Origin of the sequence: Thermotoga sp. Cell2, assembly GCF_000789375.1 — a bacterium.
GTDB classification, from domain to species: Bacteria; Thermotogota; Thermotogae; order Thermotogales; family Thermotogaceae; genus Thermotoga; species Thermotoga petrophila.
The window spans coordinates 1-21,767 of sequence record NZ_CP003409.1 but is presented as its reverse complement, the minus strand read 5'-3'; the positions used below and the strand labels follow the sequence as shown (position 1 = coordinate 21,767).

At 45.8% G+C, this 21,767-nt stretch carries 19 protein-coding genes and 2 pseudogenes; 9 read left to right on the top strand and 12 right to left on the bottom strand.

What is annotated here, in order from left to right; all coding sequences use genetic code 11:
* Positions 1 to 2: 2 nt before the first annotated feature.
* The 11 genes and pseudogenes from CELL2_RS00105 to CELL2_RS00055 all read right to left on the bottom strand — a co-directional run bounded on the left by CELL2_RS00105 (position 3) and on the right by CELL2_RS00055 (position 10,721).
* Complete coding sequence (locus CELL2_RS00105) at positions 3 to 830, bottom strand: MinD/ParA family protein (RefSeq protein WP_038034051.1); 828 nt, start codon at positions 828 to 830, stop codon at positions 3 to 5.
* The gene (flhF, locus tag CELL2_RS00100) at positions 796 to 1,932 is read right to left on the bottom strand and encodes a flagellar biosynthesis protein FlhF (protein WP_011942727.1); all 1,137 of its coding nucleotides are present in this window, start codon (positions 1,930 to 1,932) and stop codon (positions 796 to 798) included. The genes CELL2_RS00105 and flhF overlap by 35 nt, the downstream gene beginning before the upstream one ends.
* Positions 1,929 to 3,965 (bottom strand): flagellar biosynthesis protein FlhA, encoded by a 2,037-nt coding sequence (flhA, locus tag CELL2_RS00095; RefSeq protein WP_038034052.1) that lies wholly within the window; start codon positions 3,963 to 3,965, stop codon positions 1,929 to 1,931. Before flhA ends, flhF begins: the two co-directional genes overlap by 4 nt.
* On the bottom strand, positions 3,962 to 5,086 hold the full coding sequence (gene flhB, locus CELL2_RS00090) for a flagellar biosynthesis protein FlhB (protein ID WP_038034054.1): 1,125 nt from the start codon (positions 5,084 to 5,086) through the stop codon (positions 3,962 to 3,964). Before flhB ends, flhA begins: the two co-directional genes overlap by 4 nt.
* Positions 5,017 to 5,709, bottom strand: coding sequence for a flagellar biosynthetic protein FliR (gene fliR / locus CELL2_RS00085; RefSeq protein ID WP_241208664.1), 693 nt, complete (start codon positions 5,707 to 5,709; stop codon positions 5,017 to 5,019). Before fliR ends, flhB begins: the two co-directional genes overlap by 70 nt.
* Before the next feature lie 80 nt (positions 5,710 to 5,789).
* Positions 5,790 to 6,821, bottom strand: a complete 1,032-nt coding sequence (gene mtnA, locus CELL2_RS00080) for an S-methyl-5-thioribose-1-phosphate isomerase (protein WP_038034058.1) — start codon at positions 6,819 to 6,821, stop codon at positions 5,790 to 5,792.
* Positions 6,818 to 7,807 (bottom strand): peptidyl-prolyl cis-trans isomerase, encoded by a 990-nt coding sequence (locus tag CELL2_RS00075; RefSeq protein WP_011942722.1) that lies wholly within the window; start codon positions 7,805 to 7,807, stop codon positions 6,818 to 6,820. Before CELL2_RS00075 ends, mtnA begins: the two co-directional genes overlap by 4 nt.
* Positions 7,804 to 8,570 (bottom strand): annotated as a pseudogene (gene mazG / locus CELL2_RS00070) (nucleoside triphosphate pyrophosphohydrolase). The gene CELL2_RS00075 and the pseudogene mazG overlap by 4 nt, the downstream one beginning before the upstream one ends.
* A gap of 1 nt (position 8,571) precedes the next feature.
* Complete coding sequence (locus CELL2_RS00065) at positions 8,572 to 9,213, bottom strand: TIGR00153 family protein (RefSeq protein WP_038034062.1); 642 nt, start codon at positions 9,211 to 9,213, stop codon at positions 8,572 to 8,574.
* Positions 9,164 to 9,880: a ribonuclease HII gene (locus CELL2_RS00060; protein WP_011942719.1), complete on the bottom strand. Its 717-nt coding sequence runs from the start codon at positions 9,878 to 9,880 to the stop codon at positions 9,164 to 9,166. Before CELL2_RS00060 ends, CELL2_RS00065 begins: the two co-directional genes overlap by 50 nt.
* Entirely contained in the window at positions 9,867 to 10,721 is an 855-nt protein-coding gene (locus CELL2_RS00055; RefSeq protein ID WP_038034063.1) for an ATP-dependent Clp protease proteolytic subunit, read from the bottom strand. The genes CELL2_RS00060 and CELL2_RS00055 overlap by 14 nt, the downstream gene beginning before the upstream one ends.
* A gap of 340 nt (positions 10,722 to 11,061) precedes the next feature.
* On the opposite strand from CELL2_RS00055, the pseudogene CELL2_RS09865 reads away from it, so the two are divergent.
* From CELL2_RS09865 to trmB, 9 genes and pseudogenes are all read left to right on the top strand, one after another.
* Positions 11,062 to 11,991, top strand: a pseudogene (locus CELL2_RS09865) (inorganic phosphate transporter).
* A 34-nt stretch (positions 11,992 to 12,025) separates the two neighbouring features.
* Positions 12,026 to 14,011, top strand: a complete 1,986-nt coding sequence (locus CELL2_RS00045; RefSeq protein WP_039446160.1) for a methyl-accepting chemotaxis protein — start codon at positions 12,026 to 12,028, stop codon at positions 14,009 to 14,011.
* A gap of 9 nt (positions 14,012 to 14,020) precedes the next feature.
* Positions 14,021 to 14,437 carry an OsmC family protein gene (locus CELL2_RS00040; RefSeq protein ID WP_012310267.1) on the top strand — a complete coding sequence of 139 codons (417 nt, stop codon included), beginning with the start codon at positions 14,021 to 14,023 and terminating at the stop codon, positions 14,435 to 14,437.
* 10 nt (positions 14,438 to 14,447) lie between these two features.
* Positions 14,448 to 15,527 (top strand): iron-containing alcohol dehydrogenase family protein, encoded by a 1,080-nt coding sequence (locus tag CELL2_RS00035; protein WP_038034194.1) that lies wholly within the window; start codon positions 14,448 to 14,450, stop codon positions 15,525 to 15,527.
* A complete protein-coding gene (locus CELL2_RS00030; protein WP_012310265.1) occupies positions 15,524 to 15,988 on the top strand; it encodes a lytic transglycosylase domain-containing protein in 465 nt (154 codons plus the stop codon). The genes CELL2_RS00035 and CELL2_RS00030 overlap by 4 nt, the downstream gene beginning before the upstream one ends.
* On the top strand, positions 15,988 to 17,490 hold the full coding sequence (locus tag CELL2_RS00025; RefSeq protein ID WP_200877814.1) for an NAD(P)H-hydrate dehydratase: 1,503 nt from the start codon (positions 15,988 to 15,990) through the stop codon (positions 17,488 to 17,490). Before CELL2_RS00030 ends, CELL2_RS00025 begins: the two co-directional genes overlap by 1 nt.
* Positions 17,487 to 18,620: a tol-pal system YbgF family protein gene (locus CELL2_RS00020; protein ID WP_038034082.1), complete on the top strand. Its 1,134-nt coding sequence runs from the start codon at positions 17,487 to 17,489 to the stop codon at positions 18,618 to 18,620. Before CELL2_RS00025 ends, CELL2_RS00020 begins: the two co-directional genes overlap by 4 nt.
* Positions 18,617 to 19,477 (top strand): radical SAM protein, encoded by an 861-nt coding sequence (locus CELL2_RS00015; protein ID WP_038034085.1) that lies wholly within the window; start codon positions 18,617 to 18,619, stop codon positions 19,475 to 19,477. The genes CELL2_RS00020 and CELL2_RS00015 overlap by 4 nt, the downstream gene beginning before the upstream one ends.
* Positions 19,468 to 20,409 (top strand): tRNA (guanosine(46)-N7)-methyltransferase TrmB, encoded by a 942-nt coding sequence (gene trmB, locus CELL2_RS00010; RefSeq protein ID WP_038034087.1) that lies wholly within the window; start codon positions 19,468 to 19,470, stop codon positions 20,407 to 20,409. The genes CELL2_RS00015 and trmB overlap by 10 nt, the downstream gene beginning before the upstream one ends.
* Here trmB and dnaA read toward each other — a convergent pair.
* Entirely contained in the window at positions 20,386 to 21,708 is a 1,323-nt protein-coding gene (gene dnaA, locus CELL2_RS00005; protein ID WP_038034090.1) for a chromosomal replication initiator protein DnaA, read from the bottom strand. The two genes, trmB and dnaA, sit on opposite strands and share 24 nt — an antisense overlap.
* Positions 21,709 to 21,767: the final 59 nt, after the last annotated feature.

Sequence of the window (21,767 nt, the reverse complement as noted above, 5' to 3'; positions counted from 1 at the left end):
TCTCACCCTATTCCCAGCATCTGTCTTATCTTGCTCAGAAAACCTTTCTTTTGAACGGGTTCCTTCAAGATCTTTTCTCTCAGACCGTAGATGGCAAGGGATGGCTGTGAATGACTGTGAAACTGTACAAACGGCTCCTGTGAAGACACACTCTTCTGTACGACCTGATCTTCTTTTATCACAAAGTAGTTTTTTATCGTAAAACCAACGAACCTTTCGACCACCCTTTTCAATCTGTCGGCTGCCATTCTTCCTTCTTTCATATTCCTAGCCATGTTCATCACCAGAAATATCTCTTCGGGTGTTATTCCTTTTACCGAAAGAAGCTTTATCAGAGTATAGGTGTTTATGATCGAGGTTGGTTCTGGGGTGGTAACGAGAATGGGGAAGTCTGATTGAATGTAAAACTCATCCAGGTTTTCGTTGTACCCCGGTGGAAAATCTATCACGAGGTAATCGTATTTCTTGAGAAGTCTGGCAAACTCGTCGAAGAAGCGCAGGCGATCGCTCAAATTGAAAAGAATGAGATCTTCTATGTCTATTCCTGAACTGAGAACATCCACACCGTATTTTGTTTCAAAAACGATGTCTTCTATCCTCACATTTGACTTGAAGAAATCTTTCAGGGTCTTGGGGGCCATGAAACCGAGAAGGATCTCGACACTTCCAAATCCCACGTCGGCATCGAACAGAAGTACTCTCAACCCTTTCTCTTTAAGAGCAAGGGAAAGGTTGACAGCTATCACGGACTTTCCAACACCGCCCTTACCGCTGAGAACACTTATTATATTCGGTTCAGTCTTTCTCAGATGTTCCGCTTGATCTGGCATAATTCAACACCTCACCGGCGACAATCCTGGCAAGCTCCATAGGGTTCGCTTCGAATATATCATCGGGGACCCTCTGTCCGTTTGTAACGAACGCAATGGGAAGTCCCGTGATTTCCGATATGTTCACGAATGTTCCGTAAACCGATGTTTCATCCATTTTGGTGAGAATGATGTGAGTTGGTTTCACGGTGGAGAATCTTTCAACGATTCTTTTCACGTCATCGAGTTTGTAGTTCATAGAAATTACCAGAAAAGTGATGTTTGGTTTTACAGCTTCCGAAAGTGCTCTGAGTTCGCTCATCTGAAGATCGTTTTGATGGCTTCTCCCGGCTGTATCCACAAGAACGATATCGTAATCTTTCAGAGCCATCATTTCGTATTCCGCTTCTTTTGGAGTGTAGGCGATCTTCATGGGAATATCCATGATATCCGCATATATCTTCAACTGCTCTGCCGCTGCTATCCGGTACGTGTCAAGCGTCAGTATAGCGACGCGTTTTTTCTCGTCTATCTTGAAACGGGCTGCAAGTTTGGCGAGTGAAGTTGTTTTCCCCACACCTGTTGTTCCCACAAAGAGTACTTTCGCGTTTTTGAAATCTGGTGCATTTGTCTTCACAAGGTTTGCGAATTGCTCCGACAGAATCTTGAAAGTCTCGTTCGAATTCGGATCCAGATCTCCAAACTTCATTCTCAGAAAATCTATCAGCTTGTATCTGATCTCTGGGAGAATTTCCTGTTTCTCCATACCGTAAAGAATTTTTGAAAGCCCTTCTGGTAGAGTCTGCCTCTTTTCAGTTACAAGCATCTGCTTTATCTCGTTTATCGTCCTTTTTATCTCATCGAACTCCCCTTTGATATTATCGTTCGAACTCTGTCGATTCTTTACGAGTATTTCCTGGAGTCTGTAACTCGTGTTTTCCTCTCTCTTTCTCTCTTCCTCAACCGCAGCTGTCACTTCGAAGTACGTTTTTCCACCTATTCCAAAGAATCCCCCCTTTTTTATTCTTCGAGAACTCAAAATAACGGCGTTTTCCCCCAGTTCTCTTCTTATCATGATCATCGCTTCTCTGATGCTCTCAGCAACGTATTTTTTTATCTTCATAATTTCACCACACCTTCAATTTGAAGGGTGTAGTCATCGGGTATTTCATCGTAAGAGATCACAGAAACACCCGGGATAGTTCGCATTACGTATCTGGAGAAGTAAGGTCTGACCCTTGCCGAACACACAATCACAGGTTGATAGCCTTTTTTCATCAGATTTCCCAGTTCGTTTGAAATCTTGTTCATCAGTTCTCTTGAGACTTCAGGGTTGAGAAGGAGCTCCCTTTCTTCTCCTATTTCTTTCAGCGACTCCAGGAGTTTCTGTTCGAGGTCCCTCTCCAGAACGATCGCGTGTATCTTCCCGTCTTCGGAGCGGACCATCGAAGCTATTTGACGTTTCAGTGCCTTTCTCACACTTTCCACAAGGTAGTCTATATCTTTACTTTTCTCAGCACTCTCAAGTAGAATTTCAAAGATCGTTGGAAGGTTTCGAATGGACACCCCTTCCTTCAGAAGTCTCTGAAGCACTTTCTTGACTTCAGCGGGTTTCAAAACATCTGATATGAGATCTTCCACCAGCTTGGGAAACTTCTCTTTCAGTCCTTCTATAAGAAGTTCGAGCTCTTTGAAGCCGAGGAGCTCATCGGCGTGTCTCCTCAGAACTTCAGAAAGGTGCGTGGCGAACACAGTTGGTGGATCCACGACCGTGTAACCTTTTTGCTGGGCTTCTTCCTTTCTCCACTCTTCTATCCAGTATGCTTCCAGATTGAACGCTGGTTCTCTGGTTGGAATACCGGGAATCTTTTCCTTAGCAGTCCCTGGATTTATGGCGAGGAGCCTGTTGGGTACGAGCTCGTACCTCGCAACTTCACTTCCACGGATCTTTATGGAATATTCATTGGGTTTTAAAAGAACGCTGTCCCTCACCCTGATGGGGGAAACGACGAGTCCCAGCTCGAACGCGAGCTGTTTTCTGATGGAAGTGATTCTATCGAGGAGGTCTCCTCCCTGTGATGGATCGGCGAGCGGTATCAGTCCATAGCCGATCTCCACCTCAACGGTATCGCTCTGTATGATCTCAGAAACCTCTTCAGGTGTAGATAGAACAGGCCCACCGGGTCTTTCTGCAGGAGCAGGTCCCACCAGCTCTTCTTGAGGAACGGCTCTGGAGGTGTACATCGCAAGAAAGATCAGCGCTCCACCAAGAATGGCGCTGAAGAACGGTATAGGAGTGAAGATTCCCAGAAAAATCAGCACTCCACCGGTGAGAAGAAGTACTTTTGTTTCTCTCGAAAGTTCCGTGACAAGATCTTTCCCGAGATTTTCCTTGGATGCGGCCCTGGATACGATTATACCGGTGGCGGTTGAAACGAGAAGAGCCGGGATCTGTGCCGCAAGGCCATCTCCTACGGTGAGAATCACGTACTCCTGCGCAGCCTCTGCAAGGCTCATCCCATGTCTGAGCATGCCTATCAGAAGTCCACCGATTATGTTTATAAAAACGATTATGATGCTCGCTATGGCATCCCCTCTCACAAATTTACTCGCACCGTCCATGGCTCCATAGAAGTCCGCTTCTCTTCTGATGTCTTCTCTCCTTTTCCTCGCTTCTTCTTCGGTTATCAATCCGCTGTTCAGGTCGGCATCCACACTCATCTGTTTTCCGGGCATAGCGTCGAGAGTGAATCTTGCAGCTACCTCCGCTATTCTCTCCGCACCCCTGGTGATGACGATGAACTGGATAATGACGAGGATGAAAAAGACGATGAGACCAACGACGTAATCTCCTTTCACAACAAAATCCCCGAAGGTTCTTATAACCCGTCCCTGGAACTTTGGACCCTCAAGGAGTATGAGCCTTGTTGAGGCTACGTTGAGGCCGAGTCTGAACAGGGTCACCACAAGAAGTAGTGTTGGAAATGAAGAGAGTTCAAGGGCGTTTCTTATGTACATGGTGGAAAACAGTATGATCATGGAAAGAGTTATATTCAGGATCTGGAAGAAATCCAGCATCCTGTCCGGTACAGGAAGCACCATCAAAAGAACGATAGCGACTATCATCAGAGAAACGATTATATCCACATTCTTCAAATTCTCACGCCCTTTTTCGTGTAAACGTAAACGAGTACCTCCGCCACTATCCTGTAAAATTCTACCGGAATTTCTTCACCTATCTCCGTCTTATAGTATAGAGCCCTCGCAAGAGACGGATTTCTCAAAACGGGTACATCGTTCTCCTTTGCGATTTCTATTATTTTCAGTGCCAGATGATCCACACCTTTCGCTACCACAACTGGTGCGTTCATCGTATCTGGATCGTACTTCAAAGCAACAGCGAAGTGAGTGGGGTTGGTGATCACGACATCCGCCTTCGGGACCTCTTCCATCATTCTTCTTCGTAGGATATCATACATCATCTGTCTTTGTCTTCGCTTTATCTCGGGATTTCCTTCCATTTCTTTCAGTTCATCCTTCACTTCCTGCTTCGTCATGCGGATGCTCTTTTCGAATTCCCATCTCTGGTAGAAGTAGTCGAAAACGGCAAGAGCGAGAAGGACCATTCCGCTTTTCAACGTGATCTCGGATGCGATGTCCCAGAAATTAGCAAAGGCGTCGTTCACGTTCATTTCTGTTAAGAGAATCATTTCGTCCCATCTGTTTTTCAAGACCTGGTAGACCACGATCCCCACGATGGCGATTTTAAGGACAGACTTCAAAAGTTCCACGAGTGATCTGAGTGAGAACAATCTCTTAAAACCTTCTATCGGGTTGATTCTGTTGAGGTCCGGTTTCAACGCTTTCGGAGCAAACAAAAATCTCGTTTGAAGGGCCCCAATCATAACACCTGCGACCATGGAGAAGACCACAAAGGCTCCTATGATCAAAAGCACGTCTTTAAAAGTGTTTACTGCATTCACGAGTAAATCCTCTGTTTCTTCAAACGAGAGAAAGGCCTGAACGTCTTCTGTGATCCTCTCTACACCCTGATATCCAAAGATCTTCAGCGCTAAAGCGAACACGAGAAAGGTGACGGCCATGTTGAGCTCCCTGGATACGGGAGCTCTACCTTCTTCTCTTACTCTCCTTCTTTTTCTGGGAGTGGCGCGCTCTGTTCTCTCTGCTTCGGCAAAGAGCAGGAGCTCTATTTCCCAAGAAGTTCCTGAATAGCGTTCCAGCTGAGCGCTGAAATCTTCTGAGCCACTTCCGCCCATATCGGTAACATCCCCAGAATCAATATAACCCCAATGATCACTTTCAGGGGCAATCCAACCATGAAAACGTTCATCTGTGGGATGAGCCTCGAAACGATACCGAGAACGATGCTTATGATGAGCATGAAAGCGATAACTGGTGCTCCTATCTTCAGGATCAGCACAAAGAAGTCACTCGATCTTTCCACGACGTAGGAGAAGAACCCGTCCGCAACACCTGTGAGATTCACGGGGAAGACATCGATTGAATCCTTCAAGCCCTCGAACACGAGAACAGGTCCCTTTATCAGCACAAAAACAGTGAGGGCTATAAAATAAACCAATTCTCCCGTGGGGTTTGTTTCTTCTTCACCGAAAGCCAGCACTTCTTCCATTCCGAATCCGATTTGAAAACCAAAGATGTATCCCGCCCCGTTGAACGCCTGAAGAAAAAGATAAACGATAAAACCGATTCCGAACCCAACGAGAAAGTTGAAAAACAGATTCAAAGTGAAACTCAAAACAGGTGTGTTCAAGGGTATGGATACATCAACTGTGAAAAGCATCAACCAGCTCGTGAACAGTCCCAGAAACACTCTCACCTCAACAGGGAACGCTCTCTCGGAAAAGAAAGGAGCGATCAAAAAAATCCCGTAAACCTCGTGAAAATACACATCCACGCAAGGAATTTTTCCTCGAGAAAACTGAATATGGTCTCCAAAAATCACACCCCGAGTATCTTCTTTATGTTCTCTTCGAAAGGAGGTCTGATCACACCTTTTTCCGTGATTATTGCCGTTATGAGGGTATTTTCTGTGACATCGAAAGCGGGGTTCAGAACTTTTACTCCCTCCGGAGCTATTCTGTTCCCACCACAGTGAGTTACCTCCTCCGGTCTTCTTTCCTCTATGGGTATTTCTTCCCCGCTCTTTATAGTTGGGTCTATCGTCGAGACGGGAGCTGCAACGTAGAACGGTATGTTGTTTCTCTTAGCAAGAACGGCCAGAGAATAAGTTCCTATCTTGTTCGCTGTGTCACCGTTCAGAGCGATTCTGTCCGCTCCAACCACAACGGCATCGATCAACCCTTTCTTCATCAGCCATCCGGCCATGTTGTCGGTGATGACATAGACTTCTATACCGTCTTTCATGAGTTCCCAGGCGGTGAGCCGCGCTCCCTGAAGGTACGGTCTTGTCTCATCTGCGAACACCCTGATTCTTTTTCCTGATTCCATTGCTGCTCTTATCACTCCAAGGGCAGTACCGTAGTCTACAGTTGCAAGGGCCCCCGCGTTGCAGTGAGTGAGGATGGTCGATCCATCTTTTATGAGCTGAGCACCGTTCTTTCCGATCGCTTTGTTGACTTCTATATCTTCATACGCCATCTTCAACGTTTCGTTTTCTAAGATTTCGAAGAGATTCTCTCTGTCAACGTTCTCGAAAAACACCTTTTCCATCCTGTTCAGTGCCCAGAACAGGTTCACAGCCGTGGGTCTTGTTCTGGCCAAAGTCTCTTTCACCTGTTTCATCCAGTCCGTCAAACTTCCCGTTTTGTAATCTCTGAGTCCCAGGACGTATCCGAACGCTGCAGTGACTCCTATGGCAGGAGCTCCTCTGACGATCATCTCCTTTATGGCGTGTGCAACCTCCTCGTGTGTTTTACACTCCACGTATTCTTCAATGAATGGAAGCTTTCTCTGATCGAGGAGTTTTAGAGAATCTCCCGACCACTCCATCGTTTTCGTCTTGAGTTTCATCCCTGACTCCCTCCAAGTTTTATCTCTATTTGGCTGTTCTTCTTGAATTCCTCGAACACCTTATTGAACCAGTCGTTCCACAGCTGATTCTTCTTATCCGCGAGCAATTTATCCATGATCTCCTGTTTAACCTCTTCGAACTTTTTGTAGGAAGAAGATCTCTTCTCTACGACTTTGTAGAGCACGAATTTACCTTCAGACTCGAAAGGACCAAGAATAGCTCCCTCCGGAGCGTCAAAGATCACGCTCTCGATGTCTTTTTCCAACTTTCCTTCTTCAATCCAGCCAAGATCCCCACCAGTTGCCACCTGAGTTGCAACTTCAAGGAAGTCTTCTCCTTTTCTGATCTTTGAGAGTGCCTCATCCATTTTACTCTTATCCTCAGTGGTAATTCTGTAGAGGTGAACAGCGGCAGGTATCCTGTAGGTTTCCTTGTTTTGATTGTAGTAGTTCTGCGCTTCTTCAAGTGTGACGGTTGCGTTCTGAGTGATTTTCTCCTGGAGTCGTTGGAGTGAAAGCTGTGTTTTCATATGCCAGTGCAATCTCTTTTTGAAAGATTCGAGATCACCGTATCCAGCTCTCTGAAGGAACTTGTCAAGGTCTTCCAGAGTTATTCCCATGGTTTCAACTGTTTCTTTTAGCCTTGCCTCAACTTCTTTCTTTACCTCTTCGTCGCTTACTCCGACCCCTTCTTTCTCCGCAAGTTGCTGAACAAGAAGATCGTCTATTAAAGAGTTGAGAACTTCTTGCTTGTATTTCAACAGCAATTTCAGACCTTCTTCGGTGCCTGTAAGAACGTTGAAAAATCTCAAATCGATCTGTGCAATGCTTCTCAGGATTCCGTCTATATCCGCTTCGAGTTCGAGCAAATCAGAGGTGATGGGGTTCCCGTTGACAATAGCAACGACTGTGCTGGATGTGGTTGTCGCCTGACCGAAGAGGCTGATTCCCAGTACTACCAGAATCACGAAGATCAACTTTCTCATTCTTCATCTCCTCCCTTCGCCTTTTCCCAGTATTCATCTAACTTTTCAATAGGAAGCTCTTCAAGAACCAGACCGTCCTTCTCTATTAATTCCTCCATCCTCTTGAATCTTTCGACGAATTTTCTTGTGGCCTTTCTCAGAGCCGATTCGGGGTCAACGTTCAGAAACCTCGAGAGATTGACTATCGAAAACAGCAGGTCACCGAATTCTTCTTCCAGTTCTCCGGGATCTTTTGCCTCCTTCAGCTCTTTCAACTCTTCCTCTATCTTCTCGTAGACTCCTTCCGGATCTTTCCAGTCAAACCCCACTTGTGAAGCGTTCTCCTGAATTCTTCTTGCCATCGAGAGAGCGGGAACGAGCGGGTTTATTTCACCAATCCTCGAGGATTTCTTTTTTCCTTTTTCCTGGGCTTTTATATCTTCCCATTGTTTGTACGAGTACCCCGGACTGTCTCCGAAAACGTGTGGGTGTCGTCTGATCAATTTTTCGTTGAGAGTTCGTATCACATCCTCAATGGTGAAAGCACCTCTTTCTCGGGCTATCTGTGCGTGGAACACCACCTGGAGCAACACATCACCAAGTTCTTCTTTCATCATATCGTCGTTTTTTCGTCTATCGCCTCGATCAACTCGTAGCATTCTTCGATGAGATACGGTTTCAAGCTCTCGTGGGTTTGCTTTCTGTCCCATTCACATCCTTCAGCAGACCGGAGCTTTTCCATGATGGAAACGAGTTCTTCGAAGAGAAACTCCGCTTCTTTCACTTCAGAACCTCCTTTTCAGAAGAATGATTTCTGCTCTATCAGATACGTCCTCCGTTCTGTCGGCTATGTCCCCTATACTCCTTATCAACTCTTTCAACTCGAGTTTTACACAACTTTCGATGTCCATCTCGAAAAGCTTCCTGAGAGCTGTTCGCTCCACATTATCTTCTTCGTGTTCGTATTTCTCCACGGCAAGAACGAACTCTTCAACTCTCTCGAGATCTTCGAACAAAAATCTGAGAGCACTTTTCAGGGATTCGTAGGCCTTCAGAGAGTATTCCATCTGCATCAGAATGAGATCCTTCAATTGGTGGGGAACTTCTGGTTTTTGAAGAACAATCAAATCCGCCACGTATTCGGCTTTGTTCGCCACCTTGTCTACGGATTCAATCAAACCAAGAAGGTCTCCTCTAAAATTCGGCAGGAACGCTCCACTGTACATTTCCATCTCTGTTTTTCGGCGTAATCGATCGGCTTCGCCTTCAAGCCTTTGTGCCCGAAGATAAAGAGACTCGATATCGTCAGCATCTTCAAGATACTTTTTTAAGAGTTTGAAGACGCATTCCAGAGTTTCTTCGACTTTGTCGATGTGTTTAAAAAAGAGGGAGATTATGGTCTGTTCTTTCTTTCCGGAAAACCACACTCTTTTTCGCCTCCAGAAGATTCTTTATATGTTCGAATCGATTTTCGGAGATGAGGCCTTTTTCGAAGAACTCCCTCAGCAAATCGTCGGTCAGAAGTTCTAAAACAGGTTCAAAACTCATCCGGTGGATGGGCAAAACTCCATTCTTTCTGATTTCGTTCAGGTGTTCTTTTGTTGCGTAACCTTTGTGTTTGTGGAAGGAAAACTGGGGATACATCTTGTGAAACTCGCTCATCAATCTATCTCTGAAGACCTTCGCAACAATGGAAGCTGCTCCTATCAATTTGCTTTTCTGGTCTCCCTTCACTAAGCATGTACCGGGAACTCTCAACTCGATTCCTTTCCCGTCAACGAGTACAAATGATGGTCCCACGGACAGATTCTCCAGTGCTCGATTCATAGCGAGTTTTGTGGCGTTGAATATGTTGTGAAGATCTATTTCCTCTGGAGAGGCAATTCCTATACCAACAGCTGCTTTCCCCATTATTTCATCGAAAAGTCTTTCCCTCTTCGCAGGGGAAAGCTGTTTTGAATCGTTTATTCCTTCTATTTCTTTTTCCAGAACGACAGCGGCCGCCACAACAGGGCCTGCGAGGCACCCTCTTCCCGCCTCATCCACACCTGCTACGATTCCAAACTCTTTTTTGTAGAGCTCATCTATTCCCATTACCCATCTCCTTTCTATTGTAGTAGGGAGCCGGTATGTAGTTCACCGACGGCCTCTTAGGTTCAGCCTGTTTGTAAAGATCCATGAGATCATATATTTCCTGAGGCATGTCCGTTTTCACCTGTATGCCCATCTCTATCAATTTTTCGTAGTTCAACGGATAATCGTGTGTCCAGTATCCACTGCAGAGTTTATCGGCAATTTCTTCAGCTTTTTCCTTTGGCACTTTGTCTGAAAGAATTTCCACCACGAACTCTTTCACCTGTCTGATCGCTTTTTCCGCTATGTCTGCCAGTATCAGCGTTTGGTCGTCCACTTCGTTCACATCTTTCTTTTTCACGGCGGCGAGAATGGAGGGAGCGGGCATGTTTCCTATCTGGGGATCGAGAGGCCCCAGAACAGCGTTCTCATCCATGATGATCTCGTCGGCAGCGAGAGCTATCAATGTTCCGCCGGACATGGCATAGTGTGGAACAAAAACCGTTACTTTTCCTTTGTGCATTTTCAAAGCTCTGGCAATCTGTTCCGCCGCTAAAACGAGTCCGCCTGGTGTGTGTAGTATGAGATCTATGGGCATATCGGGAGGAGTTAGCTTAATAGCTCTCAGAATTTCTTCGGAATCTTCGATGTCTATGTATCTGCGCACTGGAAAGCCGAGGAAACTGATGGATTCCGTCCTGTGAATCAGTGTGATCACACGGCTGTTTCTCTTTTTTTCAATTTCTCTTATCAAAGCTTCTCTGGCTGATTTGAGGGCAGAATTCTTGAGAAAAGGCGTAATGAGTGAAAAAATGAAGATCATCCAGAAAATTTGAAAGATCAAGGTGCCAATATCTACCATGAGTATCCCTCCTTAATATGATATTTGCTGTGTAAATTCTATCACATCGGGCCACATTTGGCGGGGTTTTTATACAAAAAAATGCGGGCTCTTTCGAGCCCGCCAAGGCCGTGGGGGGTGTATCTCAAGGGGGATAGGGGGGTCAACTTTCGTTCTCCATGGTACATTTTAAATGTAACAGGTTAAGAGAAGATTCTAATTTCTTTCCTAAATGGGTACCTTATTTTTAAGATTATATGAAGTTCTGTTGGGTTTTCCTAGTCTTCATTGTTTGAGACAGATGTATCATGAAAAGGGTTCAAAGTGATACAATAGAAAACACACCACAGGAGGGGTCGTAGTGTTTGTACTCCTTTTGCCTTCTCTCTTTCTGGGCTGGTCGCTGGGCGCCAACGATGCGGCGAACGTTTTCGGTCCTTTCGTGGGATCTGGGCTCATTCCTTACAGAAAGGCCACCATAGTGGCGAGCATTTTCGTGATTCTGGGTTCTGTTCTTGGAGGAGCGAGGGGACTTCAGAATATCAGTTCTCTGAGCACTTCCGATTTACTTCTCTCCAGTATCGCTGTTCTTTCGGGTGCCCTCACAGTCACGATCATGACAAAACTTGGAATACCCGTTTCCACATCTCAAGCTGTGGTCGGAGGTATAATAGGAGCCAATGTCACGGTAATGGGCATTGGTGGAATCGATTTTTCTGCACTCACGAAAATACTTACTGTGTGGTTTTTAACACCAGTTGGAGCGTTTTTCTTGAGCCTCATCTTCTATCCAGCTCTTTCGTTTCTCTTCAGGAGAATTCCCAGCATTCAAATTCAAGACAGAGTAATAAAAACTTCCGCGTGAATCATAGGTGCTTACGGTGCGTTTTCCTTGGGAGCGAACAACGTCGCAAACGTAACAGGAGTGTTCGCCGGAAAGATCCTGACGATCGAGCAAGCAGCCTTTCTGGGAGGAATCAGTATAGCCATCGGAATTCTCACCTACAGTAAAAACGTAATGCTGACGGTGGGGGAAAATCTAATAGAATTAGATCACTTTACTTCTCTTATAGCGGTTTTATCACAGGCAATGGTTGTGTGGATTTTCAGCTTGATAGGAATCCCAGTTTCTTCATCTCAGGCCATTGTGGGAGCCGTTCTGGGAGCTGGTTACTCAAAGGGTATGAATCTGGGAAATAAGAAAGTTTTAATAAGGATTTTGAGTGGGTGGTTTTTAACCCCCGCAGTTTCCGGTACCCTTTCTTTTTTGTTGACATCTCTGATAAAATAAAAGTTGATAACATCGAAACCGGGAGGGTGAAGCCATGACACTTCGTGCGAAGGTTTTCCTTGTTATACTGGTTGTTCTGGCAGGACTCCTTGTTAGTTTTTATCTCATTTATCAGAGCGTTTCCAGTGCGGTTGTTGAAACTGTCAAAAAGAATGCGACAGTTCAGATTCAGGTTCTTTCGAATTATTTTGCCGAAAAATTGAACAAGTACGTAGAAAGGGCAGTTGCTCTGACCCAGTCCATGGAAGCACAGCTCCTCGATACCTATTCCATGGCTTCCAATATGGTCAAACTGGTGAAAGAAGCTTCCGATACACTCGTTGCTGGGGTTACACTCGAGGAGATGACGGGTTCTGGCTACATTGCTAAAGCTGATGGATTGGAGCAGATTGATTCTTCTTCGACCATCTATCAAAAATATATGGATCTTGTTAAGAATTCGCAAAATCCATATTTAGTTACCTCGGATGTCTTTGAAGGTAAACCCGCCCTCGTTGTTTTAGCTCCGCTAGGTGTGTTCGGTGCGGGTACGCTCGGTGCGGTGGGCTATGTGATAGATCTTTCTCAAAACAAGAATTTCTGGCGCACGGTGGCAGAAGGAGGAAAACTGGGAGAGAGCGGCTACGGGCTTCTTGTCACAAGCGACGGAAAGGTACTGATTCACAAAGACATGGGAAACTTCATGAAAGACGTGAAGGAACTAGGTGGCTTTGAGAAAGCATTCGAGGAAGCAAAGAGTGGTGGAGAGAAATACGTAGAGTACGAATACAACGGAGAGAAGAAATACACCGTATGGGAGAAAGTGCCCGGATACGACTTCTACATCTTCTCGACGGGGTACCTGGATGAACTTCTTGCAGAAGGAAGGAAAGCGACCCTTGGGACGATAGTGACGTATGTAGTGTTTGGCGGAGTGATCTTTGCGGTGCTGTTTGTTTCGATGATGCCGGTAGTGAAGAGAATGAGGCAGCAGGTAGAGAAAGTGAAGAGATTCGGAGAAGGGGACCTGACAGTAGAGTTCGAAGCGAAAGGGAAAGATGAACTGACCCAGATAGAAGAGAGCCTGAAAGAAGCGGTACTATCACTCAAAGAGATGATAGTGAGCATCATAGAAGCTTCGAAAGAGCTGAGCGGAGCATCAGAAGAGATAAAAGTTCTCTCAGAAGAGAGCCACAAGATGTCAGAGAACCTGCACGAAGAAGCCAAGAAGATACTGGACGAGGCGAACAACATGAGCAGTGCTCTGACAGAAGTGACGAGTGGGGTAGAAGAAGTGGCAGCGAGTGCGCAGAACATCTCAAAGATCACCCAGGAGCTGACAGAAAGATCAGAAGCGGTGACGAAAGCGGCAAGAGAAGGAACAGAGAGAGTAGAAGCGGTGGGAGGAGTCATAAACAAACTCAAAGGGTCAGCAGAAAGACAGAGGGACTACCTGAGAGAACTCGTTGACTCAGCCNAGACGATAGGAGAGATAGTGGACACGATCAGCTCGATAGCAGAGCAGACGAACCTACTTGCCTTGAACGCAGCGATAGAAGCAGCTCGAGCTGGGGAAGCGGGAAGGGGCTTTGCGGTTGTGGCAGACGAGATAAGGAAACTTGCAGAAGAGAGCCAGAGGGCGACAGAAGACATAGCGAAGATGTTGAGCAGTTTGAGGGCAACGATAGAACACGTGGAGAACGGCTCGAAAGAGATGTTCGAAGGAGTGGACGAGATAGCAGTGATGGGAGAAGAAGTCACAAAGAGATTCAGGGAGATCCTTGGAAGGATAGAAGAGATCAACAGCATGATAGAGAACACAGCTGCCACTGCGCAGGAGCAGGGAGCGGCTGCAGAAGAAATGGCAAGCGCTATGGACAACGTCACAAAGATAGTCGAAGGAGTTGTGGAAAGTCTAAACAGAATGGAGTCTCTCATAGAAGATCAGACCGAATCTGCCGCAAAGGTCTCTCAGGCCGCTGAAAGACTGTCTGAGCTTTCTGAACAGCTCTCAACGCTCGTTCAGAAGTTCAAAGTGTGAGGTGAGAAAATGCAGGCGCGCTGGATAGGGAACATGATGTTTCATGTAAAAACGGACTCTAATCATGACGTTCTCATGGATGCAAAAGAAGAGGTTGGGGGAAAAGACGCTGCCCCCCGACCTCTTGAGCTCGTCCTCACCGGGCTCATGGGATGTACTGGAATGGATGTGGTCTCAATTTTGAGAAAAATGAAAGTGATTGATCAGATGAAAGACTTCAGGATAGAGATCGAATACGAACGCGCGGAAGAACATCCCCGCATATTTACCAAAGTTCATCTGAAGTACATTTTCAGGTTCGATGGAGAGCCACCGAAGGACAAAGTTGAGAAAGCCGTTCAGCTTTCTCAGGAAAAATATTGCAGTGTTTCTGCCATTTTGAAGTGTTCTTCGAAGGTGACTTACGAGATCGTTTACGAGAATTGAGGTGGAATTCGTGTGGGAATTCTATATGCCCACGGATGTCTTTTTTGGGGAAAGAATTCTCGAGAAAAGGGGAGGAATAGTAGATCTTCTTGGGAAAAGAACTTTGGTAGTAACCGGCAAATCTTCTTCGAAAAAGAACGGATCTCTCGATGATCTGAAAAAGCTCCTCGACGAAACAGGAATATCCTACGAGATCTTCGATGAAGTCGAGGAGAATCCGTCCTTTGACAACGTTATGAAGGCTGTTGAGAGATACAGAAACGATTCTTTCGATTTTGTCGTGGGACTCGGTGGAGGAAGCCCCATGGATTTCGCCAAGGCAGTGGCCGTACTTTTGAAAGAGAAAGATCTTTCCATCGAAGATCTGTACGATAGAGAAAAAGTGAGGCACTGGCTTCCAGTCGTGGAGATACCAACCACCGCTGGGACGGGTAGTGAGGTCACTCCGTATTCCATACTCACCGATCCAGAGGGAAACAAAAGAGGTTGTACACTCATGTTCCCGGTGTACGCGTTTCTCGACCCCAGATACACCTACTCCATGTCAGATGAACTGACTTTGTCGACTGGAGTCGACGCGCTTTCCCATGCGGTCGAAGGATACCTTTCCAGAAAGAGTACGCCGCCTTCTGATGCCCTCGCGATCGAAGCCATGAAGATAATATACAGAAATTTACCGAAGGCCATTGAAGGAAACAGAGAAGCCAGAAAAAAGATGTTCGTGGCCTCCTGCCTTGCTGGAATGGTGATTGCACAGACCGGAACTACACTGGCGCACGCTCTGGGTTATCCTTTAACAACGGAGAAGGGAATAAAACACGGGAAAGCGACAGGTATGGTACTACCATTCGTAATGGAGGTAATGAAAGAAGAAATTCCAGAAAAGGTGAATACAGTGAACCACATATTCGGCGGCAGTCTTTTGAAATTTCTGAAAGAATTCGGACTTTACGAAAAAGTGGAAGTCTCCTCTGAAGAACTGGGGAAGTGGGTCGAAAAGGGTTCCAGGGCGAAACATTTGACCAACACGCCGGGTACCTTCACTCCCGAGAAGATCAGAGACATATACAGGGAGGCACTCGGGGTGTGAGGAGTTTTTTCCTGTGCTTTCTGCTTGTTCTTGTGTTTATAGCGAATCTCTACAGATTGTTCCCAGATGATTATTACGATTTCATATCCAAAAATTCCGATGATCTCGATCCTCTTCTCATTCAAAGTATCATATGGGTGGAGAGCAGTTTTGACAGAAACGCGGTTTCTTCGCTGGGAGCCCTTGGTCTCATGCAGATCATGCCTTCAACGGCTGTCTGGTTGAAAAAGAAGTTTTCTCTGGAAGAGGATTTCAAAAGTCCAGAGGGAAACATAATCTATGGAATCGTTTATCTGAAATTTTTGAAAGATCTGTACGGTGATCTCGACAAAGCCATCATGGCTTACAACGTAGGACCGGCTGCTTTGAACGAAGGAAGAAATCTGGACAGTGCGAAAAGATACTTGAAAAAAGTGAAGAGGACCTATCTCATATACCGTTTCCTCTACAGTGAGAGGTGATGAGGGTGAGAGTAGCAACCGCCCAGGAGATGAAAGAGATCGATGAATTGACGATAAAAGAATACGGTGTGGACTCGAGAATCCTCATGGAACGGGCAGGGATTTCCGTTGTTCTCGCAATGGAGGAGGAACTTGGAAATCTTTCTGATTACAGATTCCTGGTTCTCTGCGGGGGAGGAAACAACGGAGGAGACGGCTTTGTCGTGGCCAGAAACCTCCTCGGTGTGGCAAAAGATGTCTTGGTTGTCTTTCTTGGAAAGAAAAAAACTCCCGATTGTGAGTACAACTACGGTCTTTACAAAAAGTTTGGAGGAAAAGGGGTGGAACAATTCAAACCCTCTATTCTGAACGAATTCGATGTGGTGGTTGACGCCATTTTTGGAACGGGCCTGAGAGGAGAAATCACGGGAGAGTACGCTGAGATAATAAATCTCGTGAATAAATCGGGAAAAATAGTTGTTTCCGTTGACGTTCCATCGGGAATAGATTCGAACACGGGGAAGGTTCTTGGAACAGCGGTGAAAGCGGATCTCACGGTTACCTTTGGAGTTCCCAAAATAGGTCACATCCTCTTTCCAGGAAGAGATCTCACAGGAAAGCTCAAAGTCGCCAACATAGGTCATCCTGTTCATCTGATCGATTCGATCAATCGATACGTGATAACACGGGAAATGGTTCGTTCCCTTCTGCCGGAAAGACCCAGAGATTCCCACAAGGGAACCTACGGAAAAGTGCTGATAATAGCAGGGTCCAGACTGTACTCTGGAGCTCCCGTTCTCTCTGGAATGGGATCCTTGAAAGTGGGAACGGGTCTTGTGAAGCTCGCAGTTCCTTTTCCACAGAGTTTGATCGCTACTTCGAGATTTCCAGAACTCATTTCCGTTCCCATAGATACAGAAAAAGGCTTCTTCAGCCTGCAGAATCTTCAGGAATGTCTGGAGCTATCAAAAGACGTGGATGTGGTAGCCATCGGGCCGGGTCTTGGAAACAATGAACACGTGAGGGAGTTTGTCAACGAGTTTTTGAAAACACTCGAAAAACCGGCTGTCATCGATGCCGATGCCATCAACGTTCTGGATATCTCTGTTCTGAAGGAGAGAAAATCCCCTGCGGTACTAACCCCACATCCTGGGGAGATGGCAAGACTCGTGAAAAAAACTGTTGGGGACGTCAAGTACAACTACGAACTGGCAGAGGAGTTTGCAAAAGAAAACGACTGCGTGCTGGTTTTGAAATCTGCCACCACCATCGTAACAGATGGTGGGAGAACTCTGTTCAATATAACGGGAAACACAGGACTTTCAAAGGGAGGAAGCGGAGATGTTCTGACAGGAATGATAGCCGGCTTTATGGCACAGGGACTTTCCCCTCTCGAAGCTTCCGCGGTTTCTGTGTATCTACACGGTTTTGCCGCGGAGCTTTTTGAACAGGATGAAAGAGGACTCACCGCTTCCGAGTTACTGCGCCTCATACCTGAGGCTATAAGGAGGTTGAAAGAATGAACATTCTGGAAAAAATCGTGAGGGATCTCATCAGTGAGAAAAGAATCACCGAGGCGAGAAATCTGCTTTCTCTCTTTCCAGAAGAGTTTCCTCATCTTGAACTGGAAGTGGAGTACGCTGCCAGGAACTGGAAGGCTGTGAAAAGGCTCTATGAAAACTTGCCGGATGAACTCAAGGAGAAATACAGAGAATATTACGAGTACGCGACAAACCAGCTGAATATAGACTATTCGAAAGAAACAGAAGAAGCCCTCAAAGAAATAGAACGAAAGAATTTTCAGGGAGCTGCCTCCATACTCGAATCGATCGTCAAGGATTACCCCGAACTCGTGGAAGTAATAGCTCTGAGATACAAACTCGCCCTCCAGAGAAACGAGAAGAGAGCGATTGAAAAGTATCGAAAGCTTCTTTTAAGCCTTGACAGAACGCACCCTGCTCTGATCGAAACCAGAGTTTCCTCTCGAAAGATAGGTGTTTTCGAAGTGTTCACACTTTCTCTTTTGGTTGCACTTCTTGTCACAACAATACTCGCTTTTTACACCCTTCCCTCCCGCATCGAGGTAAACGTGCCATCTTCTGAAAGCACGGTAAATATTAAACCCATCGAACAGCGTATCGAAGATGTCTTGTCGAACATCTTTGCCATCACGGAAAATCTGGGAAGGATAAACGATTCCCTTGATAAGAATTTCACTGACTTGCAGGAGAATATGAGTCCCATTTCTGAGAATATTGAATCTCTTAAAGAGGCTCTCACGAACCTGGAATCCAGACTCTCCAAGATTGAATCCGCTATAGCAAAGACTTCGAACAAAGAACCTTCAGTGTCCGTTGTTTACGTTCCCGAACGGGAAGATCGAATAGAGAGGGCAAAGAGTCTGTGGTTTCTGGGATACATGTTCTACCTGAGAAGGGACTACGATGAAGCCATAAACAGGTTTGAAATCGCCATAAAGGAAATTGGAGAAGACAACGTCTATTTCAAAGATGACGTTTACTATTACAGGGCTTTGTGTTACTACTACAAAGGCGATACATCGACTGCTCGTTCGCTCTTCGAGGAGTTCATAAAATTCTTCCCAGATAGTGAGTACGCGGACGACGCCGAGTACTTTTTGAAGAGGCTGTGAAGAGTGAACTTTTCTACAAGAAGCTTGAAAGGTGTGACCTCTGCCCCAGAAATTGTGGAGTGAACAGACTCAAAGGGGAGAAAGGGGCCTGCGGGGTAGCAAACTCTCCCGTCGTTTCTTCCTGGGGGTCTCACTTTGGAGAGGAAAGAATACTCGTTGGCCGCGGTGGAAGCGGAACCGTCTTTTTCACCTATTGCAATCTCAAATGTGTCTACTGTCAGAACTATGAAATCAGTCAGCTTGGTATAGGAAAAGAAATCACTGTTGAAGATCTTCTGAGGATATTCACGGAACTTCAGGACATGGGTGTGGAAAATCTCAACCTGGTGACTCCCACTCACCAGATACCTTTCATTGTCGATGCCTTCGAGAGAATGGAGAAAGAAATTCCTGTTGTTTACAACTGTGGAGGATACGAATCTGTCGATACCATAATTTCTCTTGAAGGGTTTGTCGATATCTATATGCCAGACTTCAAGTACAGCGATCCCGAACTTGGAGAAAAGCTCTCTGGTGTGAAAGATTATCCAAGATTCGCCCTGGAAGCTCTGAAGGTTATGATCGATCAGATGGGAGAACCGGTGATAAGAAATGGTGTTATGAAAAAAGGAGTTCTTGTGAGACACCTCGTTCTTCCCGGTTTCCTTGAAGACAGTTTCGGTGTGATCGATCTGCTTTCAACGCTGGAGCCGAAACCACTTGTGAACATCATGGCGCAGTTCTACCCAGCGTACAGAGCGAAAGAATATGGACTCGATAGGTTTGTCACCAGAGACGAATATCTAAAAGTTGTGGAATACGCGAAGAAGAAAAAACTGAATCTCATAGAAGTGGAGAGGTGGCTGAGGTGGTTGTAACAGAATACGAACTGAAGCCTCAAAACTTTCCCAGATTTCCTCTCGACTGGTCTGAGATATTCGGCAGAAAGGCAAAGATAGTGGTTGAGATTGGTTTTGGAAACGGGGAATTTCTGGCAGAACTTGCAAGAAGACATCCGGAGAAAGACTTCGTTGGTTTTGAGGTGTCCATCACGTCCTTCGTGAAAGCACAGAAAAAGTTCAAAAGGTACAACTTGAAAAATGTTCGACTCGTGAAGGTAGATGCCAGATTCGGTCTGAAGGAGTTGTTTCCCGACAACAGCGTGGAGAAGGTTTACATCAACTTTCCATGTCCATGGCCGAAAAAGAGGCACGAAGACCGAAGAATCACAAGTTATGATTTTCTGCAAACGCTCTCTGCCGTCCTGGAAATGGATGGCACGGTGGAGTTTGCAACCGATGAAGAGTGGTACGCACGGGAAGTTTTGGATACTTTCGAAAGCTCAGAGTATTTTGTCGTAGATGTGTTCGAAGAGAACTTCAAAAGAGATGTAGAAACTCGCTACGAAAGAAAGTGGAAATCTCAAGGAAAAAAGACCTTTTTGATCGTTGCAAGAAAAGTAAAAAATGGAACTGTAAAAAGATTGATGGAGGGTGAAAACACCATGGCTCACAGTGTGTTCGAAGGCAATGTCACCTGGGAAAAACTTAAAGAGCTGGAAGGAAAGGTGTTCAAAGATAAAAACAAGATTTTCGTCGTGAAGAAGGTGTACAGGGATGGTGATTATCTTCTGAAGGTGATCTCCACGGACGAAGGCGGTTTCCAGCAAGTATACTATCTCAACCTTTCCGGAAGAGACGGCAAGTGGGTTTTGAAGCTGGACGAGGGTTCTGATCCCTACAGAACACCCGCTCTGAAATGGTCCCTCAGGAGAATTCCCGAGGAGTTAACCCCTCAGGGCTCTCCTTGAGATTTCTCCTATCACTTCATCGATCAAGGCCTTCAGTTGTTTGTTCCCTTTGAGGAGGGAATCTTTGACTTTTTTGACACTGTCCACAACGACGGGGTGCGACCTGTTGAATTTTTCCGCTATCGTTCTCAGAGAACTCTTCAGATAGTTCTTGGCCACGTACATGCCGATTCGTCTGGCAGTGAGGGCTTTAACGTTTCTACTGTTGGAAAGGATCTCTTCACGTGAAGCACCAGTTACTTTCGCGACGATCTCTATGAGTTCATCTATTGGATCCATGGCTTTTACCCTGTTTGACTTTATGAAATCCTTCAGAAGCAGGATGGCTTCCTTCAGATCGACCTCTTTTCCCGTTGTCTCCTTGTAAACCAGAAGCTTTATGATGGCTCCTCTGAGTCTTCGCAGGTTGTCGTCCACGTTCTCTGCGACAAAATTCAGAACTTCCTCAGGAAGTTCACCGTGTTCAATTTCAAGCATCTTTCTTGCTATGCTTTTCCTCGTTTCTTCATCGGGGGGTTCTAACTTTGCCACGAGTCCCATTTGAAATCTGGAAACCAGCCTATCCTGGAATTCACTCAATTTTTGCGGTTCTCTGTCCGAACAGATAACGATCTGTTTTCCAGAGTCATGCAGTTCGTTGAATGTGTGAAACAGTTCCGTCTGAACACCTGTCTTTCCTATGAGAAACTGAACATCGTCTATGAGAAGAATATCAACCTTTTTTCTGTATTTCTCCCTGAACTCGTTCAATTTTCCTTCTTTCATGCTGTCAACAAGATCGTTCAGGAATTTCTCGCTGGTGATGTACATCACCCTCAGGTCCGGTTCGTTCTGAACGACGTAGTTTCCTATCGATTGAAGAAGATGCGTCTTTCCAAGTCCCACACCGCCGTATATGAAGAGCGGATTGTACCTGCCCGGGTGTTTTGCCACCTCGAGAGCGGCATGATAAGCGAACGAATTTCCCGGACCAACGACGAAGTTTTCGAAAGTGTAATCGGGATTCAGCGGTGTGAGAAGCACCGCTCTTTTCTTCACGAGCGGTTCACTGTAGGAGGAGTGAGGTTCGAAGGCTTCGTAGGTGATTTCAAAAGTGGCATCGTTCCCGAGCACAACCTTCACAGCTTTTGATAGTACAGAATAATACTTCTTCTCCAGCCATTCTTTTATGAAAAGATTACCGACCGAGAAGACGACTTTGTTACCCTCTATCGACTTCACATCAAAAGAACTGAACCAGAGCTCCCAGCTTTTTCTATTTACTCTGGTCTTTATCTCCTGGAGTATTCTCTCTTTCATAATGGAGGACCCCCAAACGAGGAGTGACTGGATTAATTATCCAACAGATACACTCAAAA

Excerpts from the sequence above, each read along its gene's own strand:
- flhB (WP_038034054.1), bottom strand. The coding sequence starts at position 5,086 with ATGGGCGGAAGTGGCTCAGAAGATTTCAGCGCTCAGCTGGAACGCTAT.
- CELL2_RS00060 (WP_011942719.1), bottom strand. The coding sequence starts at position 9,880 with ATGGGAATAGATGAGCTCTACAAAAAAGAGTTTGGAATCGTAGCAGGT.
- CELL2_RS00040 (WP_012310267.1), top strand. The coding sequence starts at position 14,021 with ATGCAGGCGCGCTGGATAGGGAACATGATGTTTCATGTAAAAACGGAC.
- CELL2_RS00055 (WP_038034063.1), bottom strand. The coding sequence starts at position 10,721 with ATGGTAGATATTGGCACCTTGATCTTTCAAATTTTCTGGATGATCTTC.
- CELL2_RS00105 (WP_038034051.1), bottom strand. The coding sequence starts at position 830 with ATGCCAGATCAAGCGGAACATCTGAGAAAGACTGAACCGAATATAATA.
- dnaA (WP_038034090.1), bottom strand. The coding sequence starts at position 21,708 with ATGAAAGAGAGAATACTCCAGGAGATAAAGACCAGAGTAAATAGAAAA.
- mtnA (WP_038034058.1), bottom strand. The coding sequence starts at position 6,821 with ATGAAACTCAAGACGAAAACGATGGAGTGGTCGGGAGATTCTCTAAAA.
- flhF (WP_011942727.1), bottom strand. The coding sequence starts at position 1,932 with ATGAAGATAAAAAAATACGTTGCTGAGAGCATCAGAGAAGCGATGATC.
- CELL2_RS00020 (WP_038034082.1), top strand. The coding sequence starts at position 17,487 with ATGAACATTCTGGAAAAAATCGTGAGGGATCTCATCAGTGAGAAAAGA.
- CELL2_RS00075 (WP_011942722.1), bottom strand. The coding sequence starts at position 7,807 with ATGAGAAAGTTGATCTTCGTGATTCTGGTAGTACTGGGAATCAGCCTC.
- CELL2_RS00025 (WP_200877814.1), top strand. The coding sequence starts at position 15,988 with ATGAGGGTGAGAGTAGCAACCGCCCAGGAGATGAAAGAGATCGATGAA.